This is a genomic window from Sulfurivermis sp., from assembly GCF_059410345.1.
Genome location: NZ_JBLJDO010000001.1, coordinates 84946 through 103534, shown reverse-complemented (window position 1 = coordinate 103534; position 18589 = coordinate 84946). Strand labels below are relative to the sequence as shown.

General features: G+C 62.9%; 16 protein-coding genes and 1 pseudogene. 7 read left to right on the top strand and 10 right to left on the bottom strand.

Annotated elements, in window-relative coordinates:
• Positions 1 to 2532 (top strand): WD40/YVTN/BNR-like repeat-containing protein, encoded by a 2532-nt coding sequence (locus ACMV8A_RS00445; protein WP_495323752.1) that lies wholly within the window; start codon positions 1 to 3, stop codon positions 2530 to 2532.
• A gap of 105 nt (positions 2533 to 2637) precedes the next feature.
• Here the strand turns inward: ACMV8A_RS00445 and hemH are convergent.
• The 7 genes and pseudogenes from hemH to ACMV8A_RS00410 all read right to left on the bottom strand — a co-directional run.
• Positions 2638 to 3633, bottom strand: a pseudogene (hemH, locus tag ACMV8A_RS00440) (ferrochelatase); the annotation flags it as partial.
• Positions 3634 to 3656: 23 nt separating this feature from the next.
• Positions 3657 to 4769, bottom strand: coding sequence for a sulfur reduction protein DsrS (locus tag ACMV8A_RS00435; protein ID WP_495323751.1), 1113 nt, complete (start codon positions 4767 to 4769; stop codon positions 3657 to 3659).
• A gap of 48 nt (positions 4770 to 4817) precedes the next feature.
• Positions 4818 to 6062, bottom strand: a complete 1245-nt coding sequence (locus ACMV8A_RS00430) for a vWA domain-containing protein (RefSeq protein WP_495323750.1) — start codon at positions 6060 to 6062, stop codon at positions 4818 to 4820.
• An 89-nt stretch (positions 6063 to 6151) separates the two neighbouring features.
• Positions 6152 to 7195: an AAA family ATPase gene (locus ACMV8A_RS00425; protein WP_495323749.1), complete on the bottom strand. Its 1044-nt coding sequence runs from the start codon at positions 7193 to 7195 to the stop codon at positions 6152 to 6154.
• Between the two features lie 144 nt (positions 7196 to 7339).
• The gene (locus ACMV8A_RS00420) at positions 7340 to 7708 is read right to left on the bottom strand and encodes a thioredoxin family protein (RefSeq protein WP_495323748.1); all 369 of its coding nucleotides are present in this window, start codon (positions 7706 to 7708) and stop codon (positions 7340 to 7342) included.
• Between the two features lie 133 nt (positions 7709 to 7841).
• Complete coding sequence (locus ACMV8A_RS00415; protein ID WP_495323747.1) at positions 7842 to 8237, bottom strand: RNA-binding S4 domain-containing protein; 396 nt, start codon at positions 8235 to 8237, stop codon at positions 7842 to 7844.
• Complete coding sequence (locus ACMV8A_RS00410; protein ID WP_495323746.1) at positions 8230 to 8445, bottom strand: hypothetical protein; 216 nt, start codon at positions 8443 to 8445, stop codon at positions 8230 to 8232. Before ACMV8A_RS00410 ends, ACMV8A_RS00415 begins: the two co-directional genes overlap by 8 nt.
• 171 nt (positions 8446 to 8616) lie before the next feature.
• On the opposite strand from ACMV8A_RS00410, the gene ACMV8A_RS00405 reads away from it, so the two are divergent.
• Positions 8617 to 9657, top strand: a complete 1041-nt coding sequence (locus ACMV8A_RS00405; RefSeq protein ID WP_495323745.1) for a Tar ligand binding domain-containing protein — start codon at positions 8617 to 8619, stop codon at positions 9655 to 9657.
• Positions 9579 to 10262, top strand: coding sequence for a methyl-accepting chemotaxis protein (locus ACMV8A_RS00400; RefSeq protein ID WP_495323744.1), 684 nt, complete (start codon positions 9579 to 9581; stop codon positions 10260 to 10262). Before ACMV8A_RS00405 ends, ACMV8A_RS00400 begins: the two co-directional genes overlap by 79 nt.
• A gap of 74 nt (positions 10263 to 10336) precedes the next feature.
• On the opposite strand, the gene ACMV8A_RS00395 is transcribed toward ACMV8A_RS00400, so the two are convergent.
• Both ACMV8A_RS00395 and htpG read right to left on the bottom strand, forming a co-directional pair.
• Positions 10337 to 10843 carry a response regulator gene (locus tag ACMV8A_RS00395; protein WP_495323743.1) on the bottom strand — a complete coding sequence of 169 codons (507 nt, stop codon included), beginning with the start codon at positions 10841 to 10843 and terminating at the stop codon, positions 10337 to 10339.
• Between the two features lie 292 nt (positions 10844 to 11135).
• On the bottom strand, positions 11136 to 13034 hold the full coding sequence (htpG, locus tag ACMV8A_RS00390) for a molecular chaperone HtpG (RefSeq protein WP_495323742.1): 1899 nt from the start codon (positions 13032 to 13034) through the stop codon (positions 11136 to 11138).
• A 133-nt stretch (positions 13035 to 13167) separates the two neighbouring features.
• On the opposite strand from htpG, the gene ACMV8A_RS00385 reads away from it, so the two are divergent.
• The 4 genes from ACMV8A_RS00385 to ACMV8A_RS00370 all read left to right on the top strand — a co-directional run bounded on the left by ACMV8A_RS00385 (position 13168) and on the right by ACMV8A_RS00370 (position 15721).
• Positions 13168 to 14799, top strand: coding sequence for an alpha-D-glucose phosphate-specific phosphoglucomutase (locus ACMV8A_RS00385; protein WP_495323741.1), 1632 nt, complete (start codon positions 13168 to 13170; stop codon positions 14797 to 14799).
• A 162-nt stretch (positions 14800 to 14961) separates the two neighbouring features.
• Positions 14962 to 15321 carry a type VII toxin-antitoxin system MntA family adenylyltransferase antitoxin gene (gene mntA, locus ACMV8A_RS00380; protein ID WP_495323992.1) on the top strand — a complete coding sequence of 120 codons (360 nt, stop codon included), beginning with the start codon at positions 14962 to 14964 and terminating at the stop codon, positions 15319 to 15321.
• Positions 15308 to 15523, top strand: a complete 216-nt coding sequence (locus tag ACMV8A_RS00375) for a HepT-like ribonuclease domain-containing protein (RefSeq protein WP_495323740.1) — start codon at positions 15308 to 15310, stop codon at positions 15521 to 15523. Before mntA ends, ACMV8A_RS00375 begins: the two co-directional genes overlap by 14 nt.
• A gap of 63 nt (positions 15524 to 15586) precedes the next feature.
• Complete coding sequence (locus ACMV8A_RS00370; protein ID WP_495323991.1) at positions 15587 to 15721, top strand: HepT-like ribonuclease domain-containing protein; 135 nt, start codon at positions 15587 to 15589, stop codon at positions 15719 to 15721.
• Positions 15722 to 15793: 72 nt separating this feature from the next.
• Here ACMV8A_RS00370 and ppdK read toward each other — a convergent pair whose 3' ends face one another.
• The gene (ppdK, locus tag ACMV8A_RS00365) at positions 15794 to 18565 is read right to left on the bottom strand and encodes a pyruvate, phosphate dikinase (RefSeq protein ID WP_495323739.1); all 2772 of its coding nucleotides are present in this window, start codon (positions 18563 to 18565) and stop codon (positions 15794 to 15796) included.
• Positions 18566 to 18589 lie beyond the last annotated feature (24 nt).

Sequence of the window (18589 nt, the reverse complement as noted above, 5' to 3'; positions counted from 1 at the left end):
ATGAATCGAAAGAGCATATCCATGTTCGCCCTGCTGTGTGCCGCAGGGTTCGCGCAGGCGCAAAGCTGGCATGCCGTAACACCGCATGTCACCACCGAAGACCTACTGGGCTGCACCTATTCTTCTGATGCAGGCAAGTGGGTGGCCGTCGGAGAGCTGGGCCGGGTCCTGACCAGCGCCAATGGCACGGACTGGACCCTGTCCGCCACCCTGAATACCGGCACCACCACTGGTCTGAGCCGTGTCACGACCACCGCCAGCGGACTGGCCGCCCTGTCGACAGACCAGCTGTGGGCCAGCAGCGATGGCAGCGACTGGAGCAGTTCCTATCTCGTCGATGGCCCCATCACCGGCGGCGGGTTGCGAGGTCTCCATCGCCACGGAGATCGACTGATCACCGCCGACAGTAACAATAATAAAATCTGGGTCAGTGAAAACAGTGGAGTAAGCTGGGCCGCTGTTGACCCCGGCATCACGCAGATCCTGCAAGCCGTCACCGGAAATGGCACCGACACCTATGTCGCCGTGGGCAATGCCGGAACCATCCTGACCAGCTCGGATGCCAGCAATTGGACGCCACGCACCAGCAACACCGCAAATGCTCTGTTTGATGTCGTCTACGGCAATGGCTGGTTCGTGGCAGTGGGTTCTTCCGGCACGACCGTGCGCAGCAGCGACGGCATCGACTGGGAAGTGGTCTCCGTTGGCGACATGGTCGGGCGTCGCAGTATCATTTACGACGGTACGCAGTTCGTCATCGCCGCCGGTACCGGCAACGGCATCCATACCAGCACCGATGGCAGCTCATGGACCAAACAGCATCCTGATGCCCCCCTGGCCGCCGCGCTGGACAAGCCGCTCAATGCCCTGTGCAACAATGGCGCGGATATTCGCGCCGTCGGCAATACGGGCACGATCCTTGGCAGCAGCGACGGCATCGACTGGACCTTCTTCAGCACCGATCTTCCCAGCCTTAATGCATTGGCCGCCAACAGCGACATCTATGTGGCCGTGGGTGTGAACGGAACGATCCTGACCAGCGACAACGGCAGCCAGTGGACGGAGCGCAACAGCGGCACCACTAACGAGTTACGCGACGTGCTCTGGGCCAAGGAACTCGATCTGTTTGTCGCCATCGGTTTCAATAGCACCCTATTGACCAGCCCGGACGGCATCAACTGGACACCACGCACGGCCCCTGTGTCCTCTGAGCTGCTATATCGTGTGGCCTGGAGCGGTACACGACTACTGGTCAGTGGCTACAACGGCCTGCTCTTCTCCAGCACTGACGGTACCGACTGGAGTGACATCCATATCACCGCAGAGATTGGACAGAGCCGCATCATGCATATCCACCATGCAGGCGAAAAGTTCATCATTCGCGTACAAAATGGTCCGACCTATGCCAGCGTCGATGGCGACAACTGGACCACCGGCAACCTCGGCACCATGGCCGGCAACGGTGCACTGGCCTGGGACGGCATTCGTTATACTACCGGCCCCCATTACAGCGAAAACGGCATAAGCTGGAGCACCTCAACCAACAACACAAGCAATTCTCTGCTGAACATCATGCACGATGGCAGCGCATTCACCGGCGTCGGCAATACAGGCACCATGCGCAGCAGCAGCGATGGCAGCAGCTGGCCGGCACAGACCAGCTGGTTTACCGCCGCAAACCTCCAGGACATCGTCTTGGCGGGCAGCAATGGCGTGATCGTGGGCGAGAACGGCGTAATCTTCTTCCGCTCACAGGTGTGGATCAACGAGACAGATGGCGGCAGCAGTGTCAGCGAGGACGGCACGACCGACACCTACGACGTGGTTCTGGGTTCGCCGCCTTCAGGTGATGTCACCATCACCATTGATGCCGGCGGCCAGCTCGAAACCAGCCCCATTTCCCTTATCTTCACCTCGTCCAACTGGAATGTGCCGCAGACGGTCACGGTGAGTGCGGTGGATGACACCGCAGAGGAGGGCAATCACAGCGGCACCATTACCCACAGTGTCAGCAGCAGCGACCCGGCGTACAATGGCATCGGCGCCGCACAGATCACAGTAAGCATCGAGGACAACGACCTACCGCCCGGCGTGACCATCACGCAAAGCATGGGCAGCACCATCGTCGAAGAGTCGGGCGCAGGTGACACCATCCAGATCGTACTGGACTCCGCACCCACAGCGAATGTCACCATCACGCTCGATGGCGACAGCCAGCTCTATCTGCCGCTGACATCGCTTACCTTCACGACAACGAACTGGAGCACGCCGCAAAATGTAAGTATTTATGCGATCGACGATGATGTAATCGAAGGCAACCACAGCGGACAGATCGTCCTTGCCGTCACCAGTGACGACGCAGACTATGATGGACTGTCGATCGGAAACCTGGCGGTTTCCATTGCCGACAATGACAGCGAAAGCAGCGTTGCTAGCGTAGGCGGCAGCGGCGGTGGCGGCGGTGGCGCCTTCGGATGGCTGGGTCTGGCATTGCTTGGTCTGGGCATGTTCAGGAGGCTCGTGAAGCACTGAACCAATTGGTACAACATCGGTAACACCCGCACGCAACGTGCTAATGCCAGTCAGTCAAACTGATTGGCATTATTTTTTGGACAGGTGCGGATTTCAGTCCAGAAACAGCTCCCGCGCCACGATACCGGCCAGGGCGGTGATGTGGTCGGGACGATCGTTGAGGGCCGGGATGTAGTGAAAGGACTCGCCACCGGCGTGCAGGAACAGCTCACGGTTCTCGCCGGCGATCTCTTCCAGTGTTTCCAGGCAGTCGGCGGAGAAACCGGGACAGATCACCTGCACATGTTTGATGCCCTGTGCCGGCAATCGCTTGAGTACCTCATCAGTATAGGGCTGCAGCCAGGGTTCGCGGCCGAAACGCGACTGAAAGCTCACCTGCCACGCGTCGTCCTTCAATCCCAGGCGTTCCGCCGTCAGCCATGCGGTAGTGAGGCACTGCTGATAATAGGGGTCGCCCTCGGTGCGGTAGCGCTCGGGCGTGCCGTGAAAGGAAAACAGCAGGCGCTGCCCCGATGCACCACCCTGCGGCGCCTCGCGTACCGAGGCGGCCAGCGCATCGATATAGGCCGCGTCGGCATGATAGTCCGCCACGAAGCGCAGTGCCGGCACGTCGCGCGTGTGGCGTAGCGCCTCGGCCACCGCATCGAAGGTGGATGCCGTGGTGGAGCAGGAATTCTGTGGATACAGCGGCAGCACCAGCACCTGCCGCACCCCGGCGGCACGCAACTTGGTCAATGCACTTGCAATGGAAGGATTGCCGTAGCGCATGCCGAGAGCCACCTTGCTCCGCCCCGGCCATTTCGCCTCCAATGCCTGCTGTAATAGTGCCTGCTGGCGCCGTGCGATGAGCAGCAAGGGCGAACCCTCTGCTGTCCATACCTTGCGGTACAGGCGTGCCGACCGGGCCGGACGGGTGCGCAGGATGATGCCGTGCAGGATCAGCCACCACAGCGGCCGCGGCACATCCACCACGCGACGGTCCCACAGGAATTCAGCCAGATAGCGCCGCAGCGCCGGGGTGGTCGGCGCATCAGGGGTACCCAGGTTGGTCAGCAGGATGCCGAGTGGTGCGGCAGTATCACTCACGGCAGGCACTCTCAGGTTAGTCGTTCGGCGCGAGTATATCAGTGGCGCCCGCGCAACACGGCAAACTGTTGCAGGATCGGCGTCACCACCGGCTCGATCTTCTTGCGCATCACCGTGCCGACGGCATCGCTGTGGGCGAAGATCGGGGTAATGATGGCCTCGTCGATATGGGCCAGGAACACCATGGCACGGACCTCGGCGGCGAGTTGGGGCAGGGCCTGTAACAACGCGCACAGGTCGCCGCTGCCGGCGCCACACAAGGCGGCCACGCTGGCATCAATCGCCGCGATCTCGCGCAGGCTGGGGGCGGCAGGCCGCGCGGCCTGAAAATAGCGACCGATGGCGTTGACCAGCGCCGTCACCACATCCTGATCCGCCGGCTTGTTCAGCACATCCGCGCCTACTTCAAGAAAGGTCTGGCCGGGGCCGTCCAGCAGTTTGAGCAGCAGCGCGGCATAGGGATTGTGCACTGCCAAGGGGGCCAACAGTGGACGATGCTGATCAAAATCGGCGCGGGCCGCCACCGCATCGGGCAGCGTGTCCGGTTCGGTAGCGAGGAAACCGACGCGATAGGTCTTACGGGTGCGCCCCGCGTCCCACAGTTTCCTGCGCGTCTCGGGGCTGATCAGTCCCGGCTGCAGCACCAGGCGCACCGTGTCCAACATATCCTGGTGCTCCGTCTCGAAAGGCAGATGCTCCACCAGAAACTCCGCCAGCACCGGTCCCATGGCTCCCGCCACCACCACCGGATTTTCCAGCATGCGGCGGGCATTCTCCGAGTAAGGCGCCACCCACCAGGCGCGGCGCGCCAGTTCGTCGGTGAGCTGGCGCGAGCGGGTCACTGCCACCACCGCCTCCGGCTCACCGATCATCAGCAGTTTGTCCAGGTCCTCGTTGTTGATCTGGCCCATGCGCGTCCAGCGGCGTAGAAACACCGGATAGCCGCCGGGCGAACCGAGCACCTGCCCCGACAAAAGCTCGCGCACGCGCTGCAGATACTGCTCACTGCGGCCGGTTGGATTGAGCGTTACCTTCATCTCGCGCTCGCCCTTGAGACCGTACACCGTCATATTGTTCTCGTCGATGCGGATCGCCTCGGCATTGGCGATGAGCACGTTCAGGCGCAGGCTGTCTTCGCTGGAAAGGTCCATAAAATCGCTGTCTGTTACGGTTTCTGTGCGGGATGATGCCCGCATGCGTCAATTGAGTTGGATGCGCTGGCCCCAGGGCACCTTGCCCTTGCCTTTCACCAGCCAGATCACCGGAAAGTTCGCCTCTTGAGTGGGGAAGGCACCATCGGCATCGGTGAAGTACACCAGCAGATCGGGGCGGCGCCCCTCGCGTTCCAGCCAGTCGAATACCGGCAGGAACGAGGTGCCGCCACCGCCCTTGAACTCGCGCGGCAACTTGAACTCCTCCCACGGCTCGAAGCGCCAGGGGCCATCCGCGGCCAACTGCGCGTCGCAGGCATGCAGGGTGACGCGGGCGCGCACCTGCCCCTTGATGGCGTCGATCTCGGCAAGGAACTCAGCCATTTCCTTGTCGCTGACCGAGCCGCTGGTGTCCAGCGCCACCACGATGTCGATCTCCGAGGAACGCAGGCTGGGGAAGATCGCATCGCCCTCGCGGCGCGAGGGACGCAAGTAGTTGTAATCGTCGCGGGCGGTGGCGGTCATGTATTTGGCCAGCAGCATACGCCAGGGCAGTTGCGGTTGCAGCAAGTGATCGATAAGCCGTGCCAGTGCGCCACCCAGCTTGCCGGCCTGCAAGGCCTGCTGCGCGGCGCCGGCCATGCGCTGGCGCCACTGTACCGACAGGCGCTCGCGCTCCTCGTGCGACAGCGGCTCCGGCCTGGGTGCGCCCCCCTGGCCGTCTTCCTGTTTGGGCTGCGGCCTGCCGCCACCGCCCTTGTCGTCCTTGTCCTCGTGCGTGGCCTTGCCAGCCCCACCCTCGCCTTTGTCGCCGCCGCTGCCGGCGCTGCCGCCCTGCTCGCCGCTGTCCTGATCGTAGACATGGTCGTCATGGGGCCGCATCGACTCCGCCTCATCCAGGCAGGGATAGATCTCCTCCGCCGTCATGCCCTTGTACTCATCGAGCAGCAGCGCATCCTGCACCGGGGTCAACCCCTCCTCCACCAGCAGCGGGTTGATGGCCAGGTCGCAGGAGACATCCCAGCGGTGACGGTCACGGTGCTGACGACGCGCGAAGTGCGACAGCGCGCAGTGCAGAGCCTCGTGGGCCAGGGCGAACTGGGTTTGATCGAGGGTCAACGCATCGATGTAATCGGCGTTGTAATAGAAGGCGCGCGCATCGGTGGCGGTGGTCTTGCACCAGCGCGGGTCTGCGGCGACCAGCGGCAGGCGCAGCACCAGCGCGCCGAGGAACGGCTTGTCCAGGATCAGCTTGGTGCGCGCGGCACTCAGCTTGGTTTCCAGATCAGACATGAAAACAAAACACCGGCGCAAAGATGCGCGAGTACGGCTCAGTATTCTTAACCTCTGCGCCTCTGCGCCTCTGCGGCAGATATTCCATCTTAGTCGTACAGCATCACGTCGGCCACCGCCTGCGCCCACGGCGCAAACTCGGGCACGCTGAAGATTTCCTGACCGATGGCGCGGTGCATATCGGATACCAGCATCACGCCCATTTCGCGCTGAGTGAAGCGGCCGGCAAATTCCAGGATCGGGCCGTACACCTCGGCCCCCTTCTTCTCTGCCTTGGCGCGCAGGGCGCGCGCCACCAGGGCGGAGGCAACGGCATATTGCAGGTCGATCTCGCGCGGCACCGGCACCATCTCGCGGCGCAGGATGGCGTCGAGATCGGGCAGTTTGTCCAGGTTGCGCACGAAGGCGGCGGCCTCGATGCCGGCGGCCGGGCCGACACAGGCCTGCAGCGTCTCCACCAACAACTGATGCGCCTCACCGAACTTCTTCAGCGCGCGGTGGGCAAACTCCCAGGAGCGCGGCGAGGGAAAAGCGATGGGATTGTGCGCCGGGTCGAAATCGAACAGCAGTTCGGGGCGGAAACGCAGGAAGGCGATGATGCGCTCGTCAATGCCGTTACGGTAGGCCCACAGCACCCAGTCGTCGAGATGGGTTTCCACCTCGAAATGGGCGAAGCGGTTGGCCAGCGGCGCCGGCATGGCGTAGGTGACGCCGCGATCGCCCTGGCGGTTGCCGGCGGCGAAGATGGCCCAGCCCTCGGGCACGCGGTATTCGCCCAGCCGGCGATCCAGGATCAACTGATAGGCGGCGGCGGAAACGGACGGCGGCGCGGAGGTGATTTCATCGAGGAACAGGATGCCGGCCGGACCGTGACGCTGGGCATCGGGCAGCATGGCGGGCACGGCCCACTCCACCTGGCCTTCGGCACGAAACGGAATGCCGCGCAGGTCGCTCGGTTCCATCTGCGACAGGCGGATGTCGATCACCGGCACCTGGTGACGCGCGGCCACCTGCGCCACCATCTGCGACTTGCCCACGCCCGGCGGCCCCCACAGCATCACCGGCGTGTGGTGCCCGTCGCGTGTACTGGAAAACTCCCGCTCTAGAACCTCGGTGATGTGGGCCGGACGCATCAAAACTCCCCGTTACATGGCAAAGGACAATAGCTTACTGCATTTGTCAGATTCACAGAACAGGGAGTGGGGACGGCAGCCTCCAGTTTCAAACGGCAGGAACAGACGCCGAAACCCAAGACTCGCGCCCGCAGCTGGCAGGGATCACCCCTGTTGCTGCTGCTCCGCCACCTGCCTGTGCACCTCGGCCATGTCCAGCTCCTTGGCACGCTGCAACAGATCTCTCAACTGTGATGCCTGCAGGGCGCCGGCCTCGGAATAGATGATCACCTGCTCGCGGAAGATCATCAGGGTGGGAATGGAACGGATCTGGAACAGGCCACCCAACTCCTGCTCCTCTTCGGTGTTCACCTTGGCAAATACGATGTCGGGGTGATTTTCCGACTCCGCCTCGAACACCGGGCCGAAGCCCTGGCAGGGGCCACACCAAGGCGCCCAGAAGTCGATGATGATGAACGGATTGCTGTTGATGATTTGATCGAAATTGTCTTTGGTCATGTGCACGGTGGCCATGGCAATTCTCCGTTTCAATGGATGTGTGAGGGTCTGAAGCGGACAGGCGGCACGCCGTGACGAACAACAGACGGGGAATGACTAAACATTAGCCTACACTAATGCACTCGGGAGTAGAACCGCGGGCGACCATTCAAATGCCCCGGCCGGTAAAGCGAATGATCTGCCGGCGCCCGCGCTTGTCCGGACGCCGCGCCGGCAAGGCGCCGGCCGCGACGGCCAGGCGACGCTCCTCCGCCAGGGCCGCGCGCCGCATGCGGCTATCCTCGCTTTCCTGATAGAGCTGCTGCGCCGCCGCTGCCGGGCCACGCTGCTCCGCCACGCCGGTTACGGTGATACTGAATTCCATGCCGCTCTTGCGAATCACCAGTTCATCACCGCACTGCACCGTGCGCGCCGGTTTTGGCCGGGCGCCGTTGAGGTGTACATGACCGCCGTTGATGGCCTCCACGGCCAGGGCGCGGGTCTTGTAGAAACGTGCCGCCCACAGCCACTTGTCCAGACGCAGCACAGCCCTGGCGTCATTCATCCTTGCCGGCGTCCTCGCTGATCTCCAAGTAATACTCCATGGTGATCAGCGTGTGCTCGCGACTGCCGCAGGCCGGACAGTGCAACAGCATCATCAGACCGAGCGCCTCCCGATCCTCGTAGGACTCGCCCTCGACACGGAAATACTCCAGCATCCCCTCATAACCGCAGTCGATGCAGGTACCCCACGCACGCAATGTCTTACTCATTCAGTCGCTGATCCTGTTATTCGATAGCGCCCAGTGTAACGGAATCCGCGGCAACGCCCCAATCATCCGTGGTGGCCGATACGCTCATCATGCTAAAGTGGCACTACCACACGCCGATACGCTCTCCATCGGAGTATCACCTAATACCACATAAATAGAGAGGGTGACATAATGAACCTGCTGCAAAACTTCACCATCAAAACCCGCCTTATCGCCCTGGTTGGCCTGGCGACCGTATTGATGGTCGCCATCGGCCTGATGGGCCTGACCGGCATGCGCGATGCAGACGACTCACTCAACACGGTGTACAACGACCGCCTGGTACCCACCGGACAGATCAGCCAGATCATCGAAATGATGCAGGATAACCGCACCCAGTTGCTGCTGTCCCTGCAACATGACCCGGCCAGTGACTTCTCCAGGATGCATGACCACCCCATCGACATGCATCTCAAGGTGGCCGAGGACAACATCGACAAGATCAACACCCTGTGGCAGGCCTTTATGGCCACCTACCACACCCCGGAAGAAACACGTTTGGCCGAAGACTTTGCCGCCAAGCGCGCGGTATTTGTTAACGAGGGTCTCAAGCCGGTCATCGCCTCCCTCAGGGCCGGCCGCTATCACGACGCCAACGAGGCCCTGCTCAAGCGCGTCAACCCCGCCTTCTACGCCGCCACCGGTGTGGCCGACAAGTTACTGCAGCTGCAGCTCGACGTGGCCAAGGCCGAATATGACAATGCCGAGGCCGAATACTATAGGGTACGCAATGCAACCATCATCCTCATCGCCGTGGCCATCGGTCTGAGCACCCTGCTGGCCTGGGCCACCATCGGCGGCATCGGCCGTGCCGTCGCCGAGCTGGAACGCGCCAGCGGCCAGATGGCCGAAGGCAACCTCACCGTGCGCGCCGATTATCACGCCAAAGATGAGCTGGGCCGTGTTGCCTCCGCCTTCAATCGTATGGGGGAACGCTTCCACGGCATGGTACAGCAGTTGTCCGGCGCCACCGGCCAGTTGGCGGCCGCCGCCGAAGAGACCTCCGCGGTCACCGAACAGACCAGCAGCGGCATCCGCCAGCAGCAGTCGGAAACGGAGCAGGTCGCCACCGCCATGAACGAAAGGTGCAGGAAGTGGCGCACAGCGCCGCCAGCGCCGCCGAGGCGGCCCACAAGGCAGACGACGAAGCCGTGTCAGGCAAGCAGGTGGTGACCCGCACCATCGACGTCATTGACTCCCTGGCCAGCGAAGTGGAAAAGGCCGCCGGCGTCATCCATCAGCTGGAGCAGGACAGCGAGCAGATCGGCACCGTGCTGGATGTGATTCGCGGCATCGCCGAACAGACCAATCTGTTGGCCCTCAATGCGGCCATCGAGGCGGCGCGCGCCGGCGAGCAGGGCCGCGGCTTCGCCGTGGTGGCCGACGAGGTGCGCACCCTGGCCTCGCGTACCCAGCAGTCCACGGCTGAAATTCAGGGCATGATCGAAAAACTGCAAACCGGCGCTGCCAATGCGGTGAAGGTGATGGAGGCCAGCCGCGCCCAGGCGCAGGCCGGTGTGGAGCAGGTGGCCCAGGCCGGCGCCTCGCTGGACTCCATCACCCGCGCCGTCGGCACCATCAACGACCTCAACGCCCAGATCGCCTCCGCCGCCGAGGAGCAGAGTTCCGTGGCCGAAGAGATCAACCGCAATATCGTCAACATCAGCCAGGTGGCGGATCAAACCAACCAGGGCGCACAGCAGACAGCGGCCGCCAGCGAGGAGCTGGCCCGTCTGGCCGAGCAGCTGCAAAGCCTGGTCGGTCAGTTCCGCATCTGATTTTCCCGCCGGTGATAAAAAACGCCGCCTTTTCAGGCGGCGTTTTCATTTCTGCGGGTGTCGTGGTTACCAGCTTAGCCCTTGTGCTCCCAGTCCTCGGGAAGCGCATCCGGGTAGCTGTCCGCCACCTGTCGCAGCAACGCTGTACGGCCCTCCAGCAGCAGCCGCAACTGTTCCAGCTCCGTGCGCAATTCACGCACCTCACGCTGCAATTCGCTTTGCGCCACGCCCTCCTCCACGGCCTGGAGCAGCACCATATTATCGACGGGCTTTTCGATAAAGCGATGCAACTGCGCCTGGTTGATGGCGGAGCGGAACAGTTCACTGTCGGCGTAACCACTGACGATGATGCGGTAGGCCTGGGGCTGCAACTGGCGGAAGGCCTGCAGGAAACGGGCGCCGTCCATCTCCGGCATGCGGTAGTCGGCGATCACGATATCGAACTGTACTTCCCGCGCCCTGGCCAAGGCAGCTGCCGGGGTCTCGAAACGCTCGATCTCGTGATCACCCTGCATGCGCAGCACGCGCATCATGGCACTGAGATTATGCGGCTCATCGTCCACCAACATGATGTGCGCCATGGCGGGTCTCCTGTCCTGTAACGGTACACCCTACCCTACATGAGCCGGCCCCGCCACGGCAAGGCGGGGCCGGCCCAGCGCCTCTAGAGTAGGTCTGGATAAGTCCATCCTGGACTTCTCAGGTCGCTCCCGCCCATCCATGGGCTCCGCGACATGAATCCATCCATGGACAAAACCACGCGCATCGAAAAGTGTGATTTTCTATTCGCTTCATGTTCCAACGACTTATCGTCGTTGGAACATGGCGGCACTTCCCTGTGCCGCGGAAGCTCTGAACTTATTCAGAGCTTCCCTAGCGCAACTCCAGCAACAACTGGTTCAAGCGTTGCACGAAGGCCGCCGGGTCGTCGAGCTGCCCCCCCTCAGCCAGCAGCGCCTGGTCGAACAGGATGTTGACCCAGTCGCCGAAACGCGCCCCCGCGCCCTCGGACTTGAGGCGCTGCACCAACGGATGCTCGGGGTTGAGTTCCAGGATCGGCTTGCTGCCGCCGACCTTCTGCCCGGCCTGCTTGAGGATGCGCTCCAGATGGGCGCTCATGTCGTGCTCGCCGGCCACCAGGCAGGCGGGCGAGGCAGTCAGGCGATGAGTGATGCGCACCTCTTTAACCTTGTCGCCCAGGGTCTCTCGCACCTCGGCCACCAGCTCCTTGAACTCGTCGGCCACCTTCTCCTGCGCCTTCTTCTCCTCTTCATCTTCCAGCTTGCCGAGGTCCAGCGCACCCTTGGTGACGGCCTTGAGCGGCTTGCCATCGAATTCGGTGAAGGAAGATACCAGCCACTCGTCGACACGGTCGGACAGCAGCAGCACCTCGATGCCTTTCTTGCGGAAGATTTCCAGGTGCGGGCTGTTCTTGGCCGCGGCGAAAGAGTCGGCGGTGATGTAGTAGATGGCCTCCTGGCCTTCCTTCATGCGGCCGATGTAGTCGGCCAGGGAGACAGTCTGCTCGCTGCTGTCGGCATGGGTGGAGGCAAAGCGCAGCAGCTTGCCGATCTGCTCGCGGTTGGCATAGTCCTCACCCGGGCCTTCCTTCAGCACGCGGCCGAATTCGTCCCAGAATTTCTGGTATTTCTCGGCGTCGGATTTGGCCAGGTCCTCCAGCATGCCCAGAACCTTTTTCACCGAACCGCCGCGCATGGCATCGATCACCTTGCTGTGCTGCAGTATCTCGCGCGACACGTTGAGCGGCAGGTCGTTGGAGTCGATGACACCGCGCACGAAACGCAGATAGGCCGGCATCAGCTTCTCGGCGTCCTCCATGATGAACACGCGGCGCACATACAGCTTGATGCCGTGGTGGCGCTCGCGGTCCCACAGGTCGAACGGCGCGCGCTGCGGCACATACAGCAGCGAGGTGTATTCCAGCTTGCCTTCGACGCGGTTGTGGCTCCACAGCAGCGGGTCCTCAAAGTCGTGGGCCACGTGCTTGTAGAACTCCTTGTACTCGTCCTCGCCGATCTCACTCTTGGCGCGCGCCCACAGGGCCGATGCCTGATTGACGGTTTCATCCTCCGGCGCTTTATCCTTCTCCTCCTCGCCGTAACGCTCCTTCTCCATCACGATGGGCAGGGTGATGTGGTCAGAGTACTTGCGGATGATGGAGCGCAGGCGCCAGCCGTCGAGGAACTCGTCCTCGCCCTCGCGCAGGTGCAGCACCACCTCGGTGCCGCGGCCGGCCTTTTCCACCGTCTCCAGGGTGTAGTCGCCGGCGCCGCCGGACTCCCAGCGCACGCCATGCTCGGCGCCGACACCGGCACGGCGGGTGGTGAGGGTGACCTTGTCGGCAATGATGAAGGCGGAATAGAAGCCGACGCCGAACTGGCCGATGAGATGGGCATCCTTGGCCTGGTCGCCGGTGAGCGACTCGAAGAACTGACGCGTGCCCGACTTGGCGATGGTGCCGATATTGTCGATCACCTCCTGGCGCGACATGCCGATACCGTTGTCCGTCAGGGTGATGGTACGCGCCGCCTTGTCGAAGCTGACGCGGATATTCAGTTCGTTGTCACCTTCCCACAAGGCGTCGTCGGACAGGGCCTCGAAGCGCAGCTTGTCGCAGGCATCGGAGGCATTGGAGATCAGCTCGCGCAGGAAAATTTCCTTGTTGGAATATAAGGAATGGATCATCAGCTGCAACAGCTGCTTCACCTCGGCCTGAAAGCCCAGGGTTTCCTTATGTGCTTCTACGGTCATGGTCCAACTCCCGACAAATTAAATGGTTAACGATACAGCAACGGAAAGTGGGGATATTATGGAGGGGTTTCAAGCCCTCCCACCGGCCGCGGCCGTGTGGTTGAATGAGTGAAAATCAAAACAGGAAGCCGTCATGACCGTCCGTACCATCCCCACCCTCCCCTTCGAGGGCCAGCGCCCCGGCACCTCCGGCCTGCGCAAGCGCGTCACCGTATTCCAGCAGCCGGGCTATCTGGAGAACTTCGTCCAGGCGGTGTTCGACTGCGTGCCCGAACTGGTGGGCGGCAGCCTGGTGCTGGGTGGCGATGGGCGTTTCTATAACAAGGAGGCCATCGAGGTGATCCTGCGCATGGCGGCGGCCAATGGCGTGCAGCGCTGCCTGGTGGGGCGGGGCGGCCTGCTTTCCACCCCTGCGGCCTCGGCGGTGATCCGCAAACACCAGGCCAGCGGCGGCCTGGTCCTATCCGCCAGCCACAACCCCGGCGGCCCCGAGGGCGACTTCGGCATCAAGTACAACATCGGCAATGGCGGCCCGGCACCGGAAAAACTTACCGAGGCCATCTACGCCCGCACCCAGACCATCGACCGCTACCGCACCCAGGATACCAAGGACATCCCGCTGGATGTCATCGGCCACTACACCATCGGCGGCATGGCGGTGGAGGTCATCGACCCGGTGGCCGACTATGCCGAGCTGATGGAGACGCTGTTCGACTTTGACGCCATCCGCGCCCTGTTCGCCTCCGGCTTTCGCATGCGCTTCGATGCCATGAGCGCCGTCACCGGCCCCTACGCGCGCGAGATCATCGAGGGCCGCCTGGGCGCGCCCAAGGGTACGGTGATCAACGGCGAGGCCTTGCCCGACTTCGGCGGCGGCCATCCCGACCCCAACCTCACCTACGCCGAACGGCTGGTGGCCGAAATGTTCGGCGACAACGCACCGGACTTCGGCGCCGCCTCCGACGGCGACGGCGACCGCAACATGATCCTGGGGCGCCGGTTCTTCGTCACCCCATCCGACTCCCTCGCCGTACTGGCCGCCAACGCCACCCTGGTGAAGGGCTATAGGAAAGGACTGGCCGGCATCGCCCGCTCCATGCCCACCTCCTGCGCCGCCGACCGTGTCGCCGAGAAGTTGGGCATCGAATGCTTCGAAACCCCCACCGGCTGGAAATTCTTCGGCAACCTGTTGGATGCCGGCCGCATCACCTTCTGCGGCGAAGAGAGCTTTGGCACCGGCTCCGACCATGTGCGCGAGAAGGACGGCCTATGGGCTGTGCTGTGCTGGCTCAACATCCTCGCCGTACGCAAGGAACCGGTGGAGCAACTGCTGCGCGAGCACTGGGCCCAGTTCGGCCGCAACTACTACACCCGCCACGACTACGAAGAGGTGGACGCGGTGGATGCCAAGGGCCTGATGCAGCACGTCATCGACCGGTTTCCCACCCTGCCCGGCAAAACCATCGCCGGCCGCACCGTGCGCCTGGCCGATGACTTCAGCTACACCGACCCCATCGACGGCAGCGTGAGCAAGAACCAGGGCCTGCGCATCGTGTTCGACGACGGCGCGCGCATCATCTTCCGCCTCTCCGGCACCGGTACCGTGGGCGCCACCCTGCGCGTCTATATCGAGAGCTATGAGCCGGAACCGGCCAGGCATGACCAGGATCCGCAGATCGCCCTTGCCGACCTGATCAAGGCCGCGGCGCAGATCTCCGAATTGGGCGAGCGTACTGGCCGCGATCGGCCGACGGTGATTACATAATCACTAACCGGTTGCAGCACCATGACCCCAGAACGATAATCACCCCCATGGAAGATAACCCGACTATAGACGCGTTGTGCCATGTGCTGGAACCTTACGGTTCCGCGCTGGTGTGCGCCTACCTCTTCGGCAGTCAGGCGCGCGGGGAGGCCACGTGACCAAATCTGGCCGCCCAGATCAGGGAGGCTCGGCAGTCAGGCGCGCGGGGAGGCCACTCCGGGCAGTGACGTGGATGTGGCCGTGCTGTTCCATACCGAACCGCCGGCGACCCTGGATGGCCTCGGGCTGACCTTGGCGGCGAACATCGAGGCCGCCACCGGCCGGCGCGCCGATGTGGTGGTGCTCAACCGGGCCAGCCCCGACCTGATACACCGTGTCCTGCGTGACGGAATACTGGTGCTGGAAACCGACCGTTCGGCACGCGTCCGCTTCGAGGTCAAGGCCCGCGCCGATTACTTCGACGTACTGCCCTATTTACAGGAACACCGCCGCACCACGGGTTCACACCATGACCGACCGTGAACTGCTGGAAAAGAAACTGGCGTTCATCGAAACCTGCGTCAGTGAGTTGCGGCGACTGGCACGGCCGGACCTGATTGAATCCGATGTGCGCGAAGAACGCTTCGTGGCACACACCTTGCAGCCGGCCATCCAGGCGGCGTTGGATACCGCCTCACACATCATTTCCGACTTGCGCCTGGGCGAACCGGAAACCAACTGGTAACTATTTGCGCTGCTGCACGAGGCATTGGCATTGCCTGAAACCTTGAGCGGCAACTTGCAAAAAATGGCCGGCTTTCGCAACCTTCTGGTACATGGCTACCAAACGGTAGACCGTCGCATCCTGCGCCATGTAGTCGAGCACAATCTCGACGATCTGCTGGCCTTTGTTCATGCGATACGTACTCATCTTCTGCGCTGAACAGAGCTTGGAACATTCGAAACGAAGAAGGCGGGATAACCCGCCTTCTTCGTTTCTGGCATTACGCTACCGCTACCATTGATAGTCAGCCTCCTTCAACTTGGCATGCGCCGCCGCCAGGCGCGCCACCGGCACGCGCGGCGAGGAACAGGACACGTAGTTGAGGCCCACGTGGTGGCAGAAGCGGATGGTCTCGGGATGGCCGCCCTGTTCGCCGCAGATGCCGACCTTGAGATCGGGCCGGCCCTTGCGGCCCCAGTCCACGGCGATCCAGATCAGGCGGCCGACGCCCTTCACGTCCAGCACCTCGAAGGGATTGTGGTCGAGGATCTTCTTCTCCGCGTACATGGGCAGGAACTTGTTCTCGGCATCCTCACGCGAGAAGGAGAAGGTGGCCTGGGTCAGGTCGTTGGTGCCGAAGGAGAAGAACTCCGCCGCCTCGGCCATGTGGCCGGCACGCAGGCAGGCACGCACCACCTCCATCATGGTGCCGAACTTGAGCGGCACGGTAACCCCGTACTGCTTCTCCACCTGCGGTTTGATCTCGTCCAGGTAGCTGCGCACGATCTCCAGCTCGCGCTTGGTACAGACATTGGGCACCATGATCTCCGGGTGCACATCGATGCCTTCCTTGATGCACTCCGCCGCCGCCTCGCACAGGGCGCGCAACTGCATCCGGTAGATCTCGGGATAGGTGATGCCAAGACGCACACCGCGGTGACCCAGCATGGGATTGACCTCCTGCAGCACGCGCACCTTGGCCAGCATGGTCTCGGTGCGGGCAATGGCCTCCTCCACCAGCGAACTGTCGCCCAGCACGCCCAGCGAACCCTCCAGGCCGGCGGATTTCTCCGGGTGCAGCACACGCAGGGTGGATACCAGTGACTCGACACCGTGCACTGAGCTGCGCAACTGGCGCAGGTGAGCCAGCTCATCGAGCAAGCGCTGCTCAGTGGGCAGGAATTCGTGGATCGGCGGGTCGAGCAGGCGCACGGTCATCGGCCGCGGTGCCATCACGCTGAGCATTTCCTTGAAGTCGCCGCGCTGCATGGGCAGCAGCTTGTCCAGGGCGCGCTGCCGCGCCGCGGTATCTTCGGCCAGGATCATCTCCACCACGATGGGCAGGCGTTCCTGGGCATTGAACATGCGCTCGGTACGACACAGGCCAATGCCCATGGCGCCGAACTTCACTGCGCGGCGCGCATCATTGGGGGTATCGGCATTGGCCATCACCTGCAACTTGGCCACCTCGTCGGCCCAGCCCAGCAGGGTGGCGAGTTCCTGCGAGAATTCCGGCTCCACCGTCGGCACCTTGCCCAGATACACCGCGCCGCTGCCGCCGTCGATGGTGAGCACGTCACCTTCATGCAGCACATGTTCGCCCACCACGGCGGTGCGCGCCCGGCTGTCCACCTTGATGCCCTCGGCGCCGACCACGCAGGGTTTGCCCATGCCGCGCGCCACCACCGCCGCGTGGGACGTCTTGCCGCCGCGCGAGGTGAGCACACCCTGGGCGGCGAAGAAGCCGTGGATGTCCTCCGGCTTGGTTTCCTCGCGCACCAGGATCACCTTCTCGCCCAGCTTGCCGCGCCGCTCGGCGGTATCCGCATCAAATACTACATGGCCGCTGGAGGCGCCGGGTGAGGCGCCGATGCCGCTGGTAAGGGCCTCGCGCTTATAGCTCGGATCGAGGCGCGGGAACAGCAATTGCTCCAACAGGGTTGGCTGGATGCGCAGCAGGGCCTGATTGCGATCGATGAGACCTTCCTTGACCATCTCCACCGAGGTGCGCACCATGGCCTGCGCGTTCATCTTGCCGTTGCGCGTTTGCAGGCAATACAGCACGCCCTTTTCAATGGTGAACTCGAAGTCCTGGATTTCGTGATAGTGCGACTCCAGCTTGTTGCGCAGCTCCACCAGCTGGCGAAACATCTCCGGCATTTCCTTTTCCAGCTCAAGGATCGGCTTCGGGGTGCGGATGCCGGCCACCACGTCCTCGCCCTGGGCATTGACCAGATACTCGCCGAACAGCACGTTCTCGCCGGTACCCGGGTTGCGGGTGAAACCGACACCGGTGGCGGAGTCGTCGCCCAGGTTGCCGAACACCATGGTCACCACGTTCACCGCCGTGCCGTTGGCCATTTGCGGAGTGATGTGGAACTCGCGCCGGTAGTCCACCGCGCGCTTGCCCATCCAGGAATTGAATACCGCCTTGATGGCCAGCTCCAATTGTTCCATCGGGTCGGTGGGAAACGGCTTGCCGGTCTGCTGTTGCACCACCTGCAGGAAGCGCTCACTGATCTCCTTGAGGTCCGCCGCCTTGAGGCCCACGTCCACCGCCACGCCGGCGCGCTGCTTCACTGCCTCGAAATGTTCATCGAAGTGTTCGTCAGCCACGCCCAGCGCCACCTTGCCGAACAACTGGATGAAACGGCGGTAGGAGTCGTAGCCAAAACGCTCGTTGTTGCTCTGCTTGATCAGGCCGGTCAGGGTCTGCGCATTGAGGCCGAGGTTGAGGATGGTATCCATCATGCCCGGCATGGACATGGCCGAACCGGAGCGCACCGACACCAACAGCGGATTGTCGGCGCCGCCGAAGGTCTTGCCGGTGGCCTTTTCCAGCGCGGCGATCTGGGTACGCACCTGATCCATCACGCCGGCCGGCAGCTCGCGCTTGGGATCGGCCAGATAGGTCAGGCAGGCCTCGGTGCTGATGACGAAGCCGGGCGGCACGTTGAGACCGATCTGGGTCATCTCGCACAGGTTGGCGCCCTTGCCGCCGAGCAGATGCTTATTCTTGCCGTCGCCCTCGCTGAAGGCATACACGTATTTCTGCGATCCCATAATCGACCTCGTTGGTAGTTTTTA

Bases quoted from the DNA above. Each gene is read 5' to 3' on its own strand.
- ACMV8A_RS00445 (WP_495323752.1), top strand. From the start codon at position 1: ATGAATCGAAAGAGCATATCCATGTTCGCCCTGCTGTGTGCCGCAGGG.
- ACMV8A_RS00435 (WP_495323751.1), bottom strand. From the start codon at position 4,769: ATGGACCTTTCCAGCGAAGACAGCCTGCGCCTGAACGTGCTCATCGCC.
- ACMV8A_RS00430 (WP_495323750.1), bottom strand. From the start codon at position 6,062: ATGTCTGATCTGGAAACCAAGCTGAGTGCCGCGCGCACCAAGCTGATC.
- ACMV8A_RS00425 (WP_495323749.1), bottom strand. From the start codon at position 7,195: ATGCGTCCGGCCCACATCACCGAGGTTCTAGAGCGGGAGTTTTCCAGT.
- ACMV8A_RS00420 (WP_495323748.1), bottom strand. From the start codon at position 7,708: ATGGCCACCGTGCACATGACCAAAGACAATTTCGATCAAATCATCAAC.
- ACMV8A_RS00415 (WP_495323747.1), bottom strand. From the start codon at position 8,237: ATGAATGACGCCAGGGCTGTGCTGCGTCTGGACAAGTGGCTGTGGGCG.
- ACMV8A_RS00410 (WP_495323746.1), bottom strand. From the start codon at position 8,445: ATGAGTAAGACATTGCGTGCGTGGGGTACCTGCATCGACTGCGGTTAT.
- ACMV8A_RS00405 (WP_495323745.1), top strand. From the start codon at position 8,617: ATGAACCTGCTGCAAAACTTCACCATCAAAACCCGCCTTATCGCCCTG.
- ACMV8A_RS00395 (WP_495323743.1), bottom strand. From the start codon at position 10,843: ATGGCGCACATCATGTTGGTGGACGATGAGCCGCATAATCTCAGTGCC.
- htpG (WP_495323742.1), bottom strand. From the start codon at position 13,034: ATGACCGTAGAAGCACATAAGGAAACCCTGGGCTTTCAGGCCGAGGTG.
- ACMV8A_RS00385 (WP_495323741.1), top strand. From the start codon at position 13,168: ATGACCGTCCGTACCATCCCCACCCTCCCCTTCGAGGGCCAGCGCCCC.
- ACMV8A_RS00375 (WP_495323740.1), top strand. From the start codon at position 15,308: ATGACCGACCGTGAACTGCTGGAAAAGAAACTGGCGTTCATCGAAACC.
- ACMV8A_RS00370 (WP_495323991.1), top strand. From the start codon at position 15,587: ATGGCCGGCTTTCGCAACCTTCTGGTACATGGCTACCAAACGGTAGAC.
- ppdK (WP_495323739.1), bottom strand. From the start codon at position 18,565: ATGGGATCGCAGAAATACGTGTATGCCTTCAGCGAGGGCGACGGCAAG.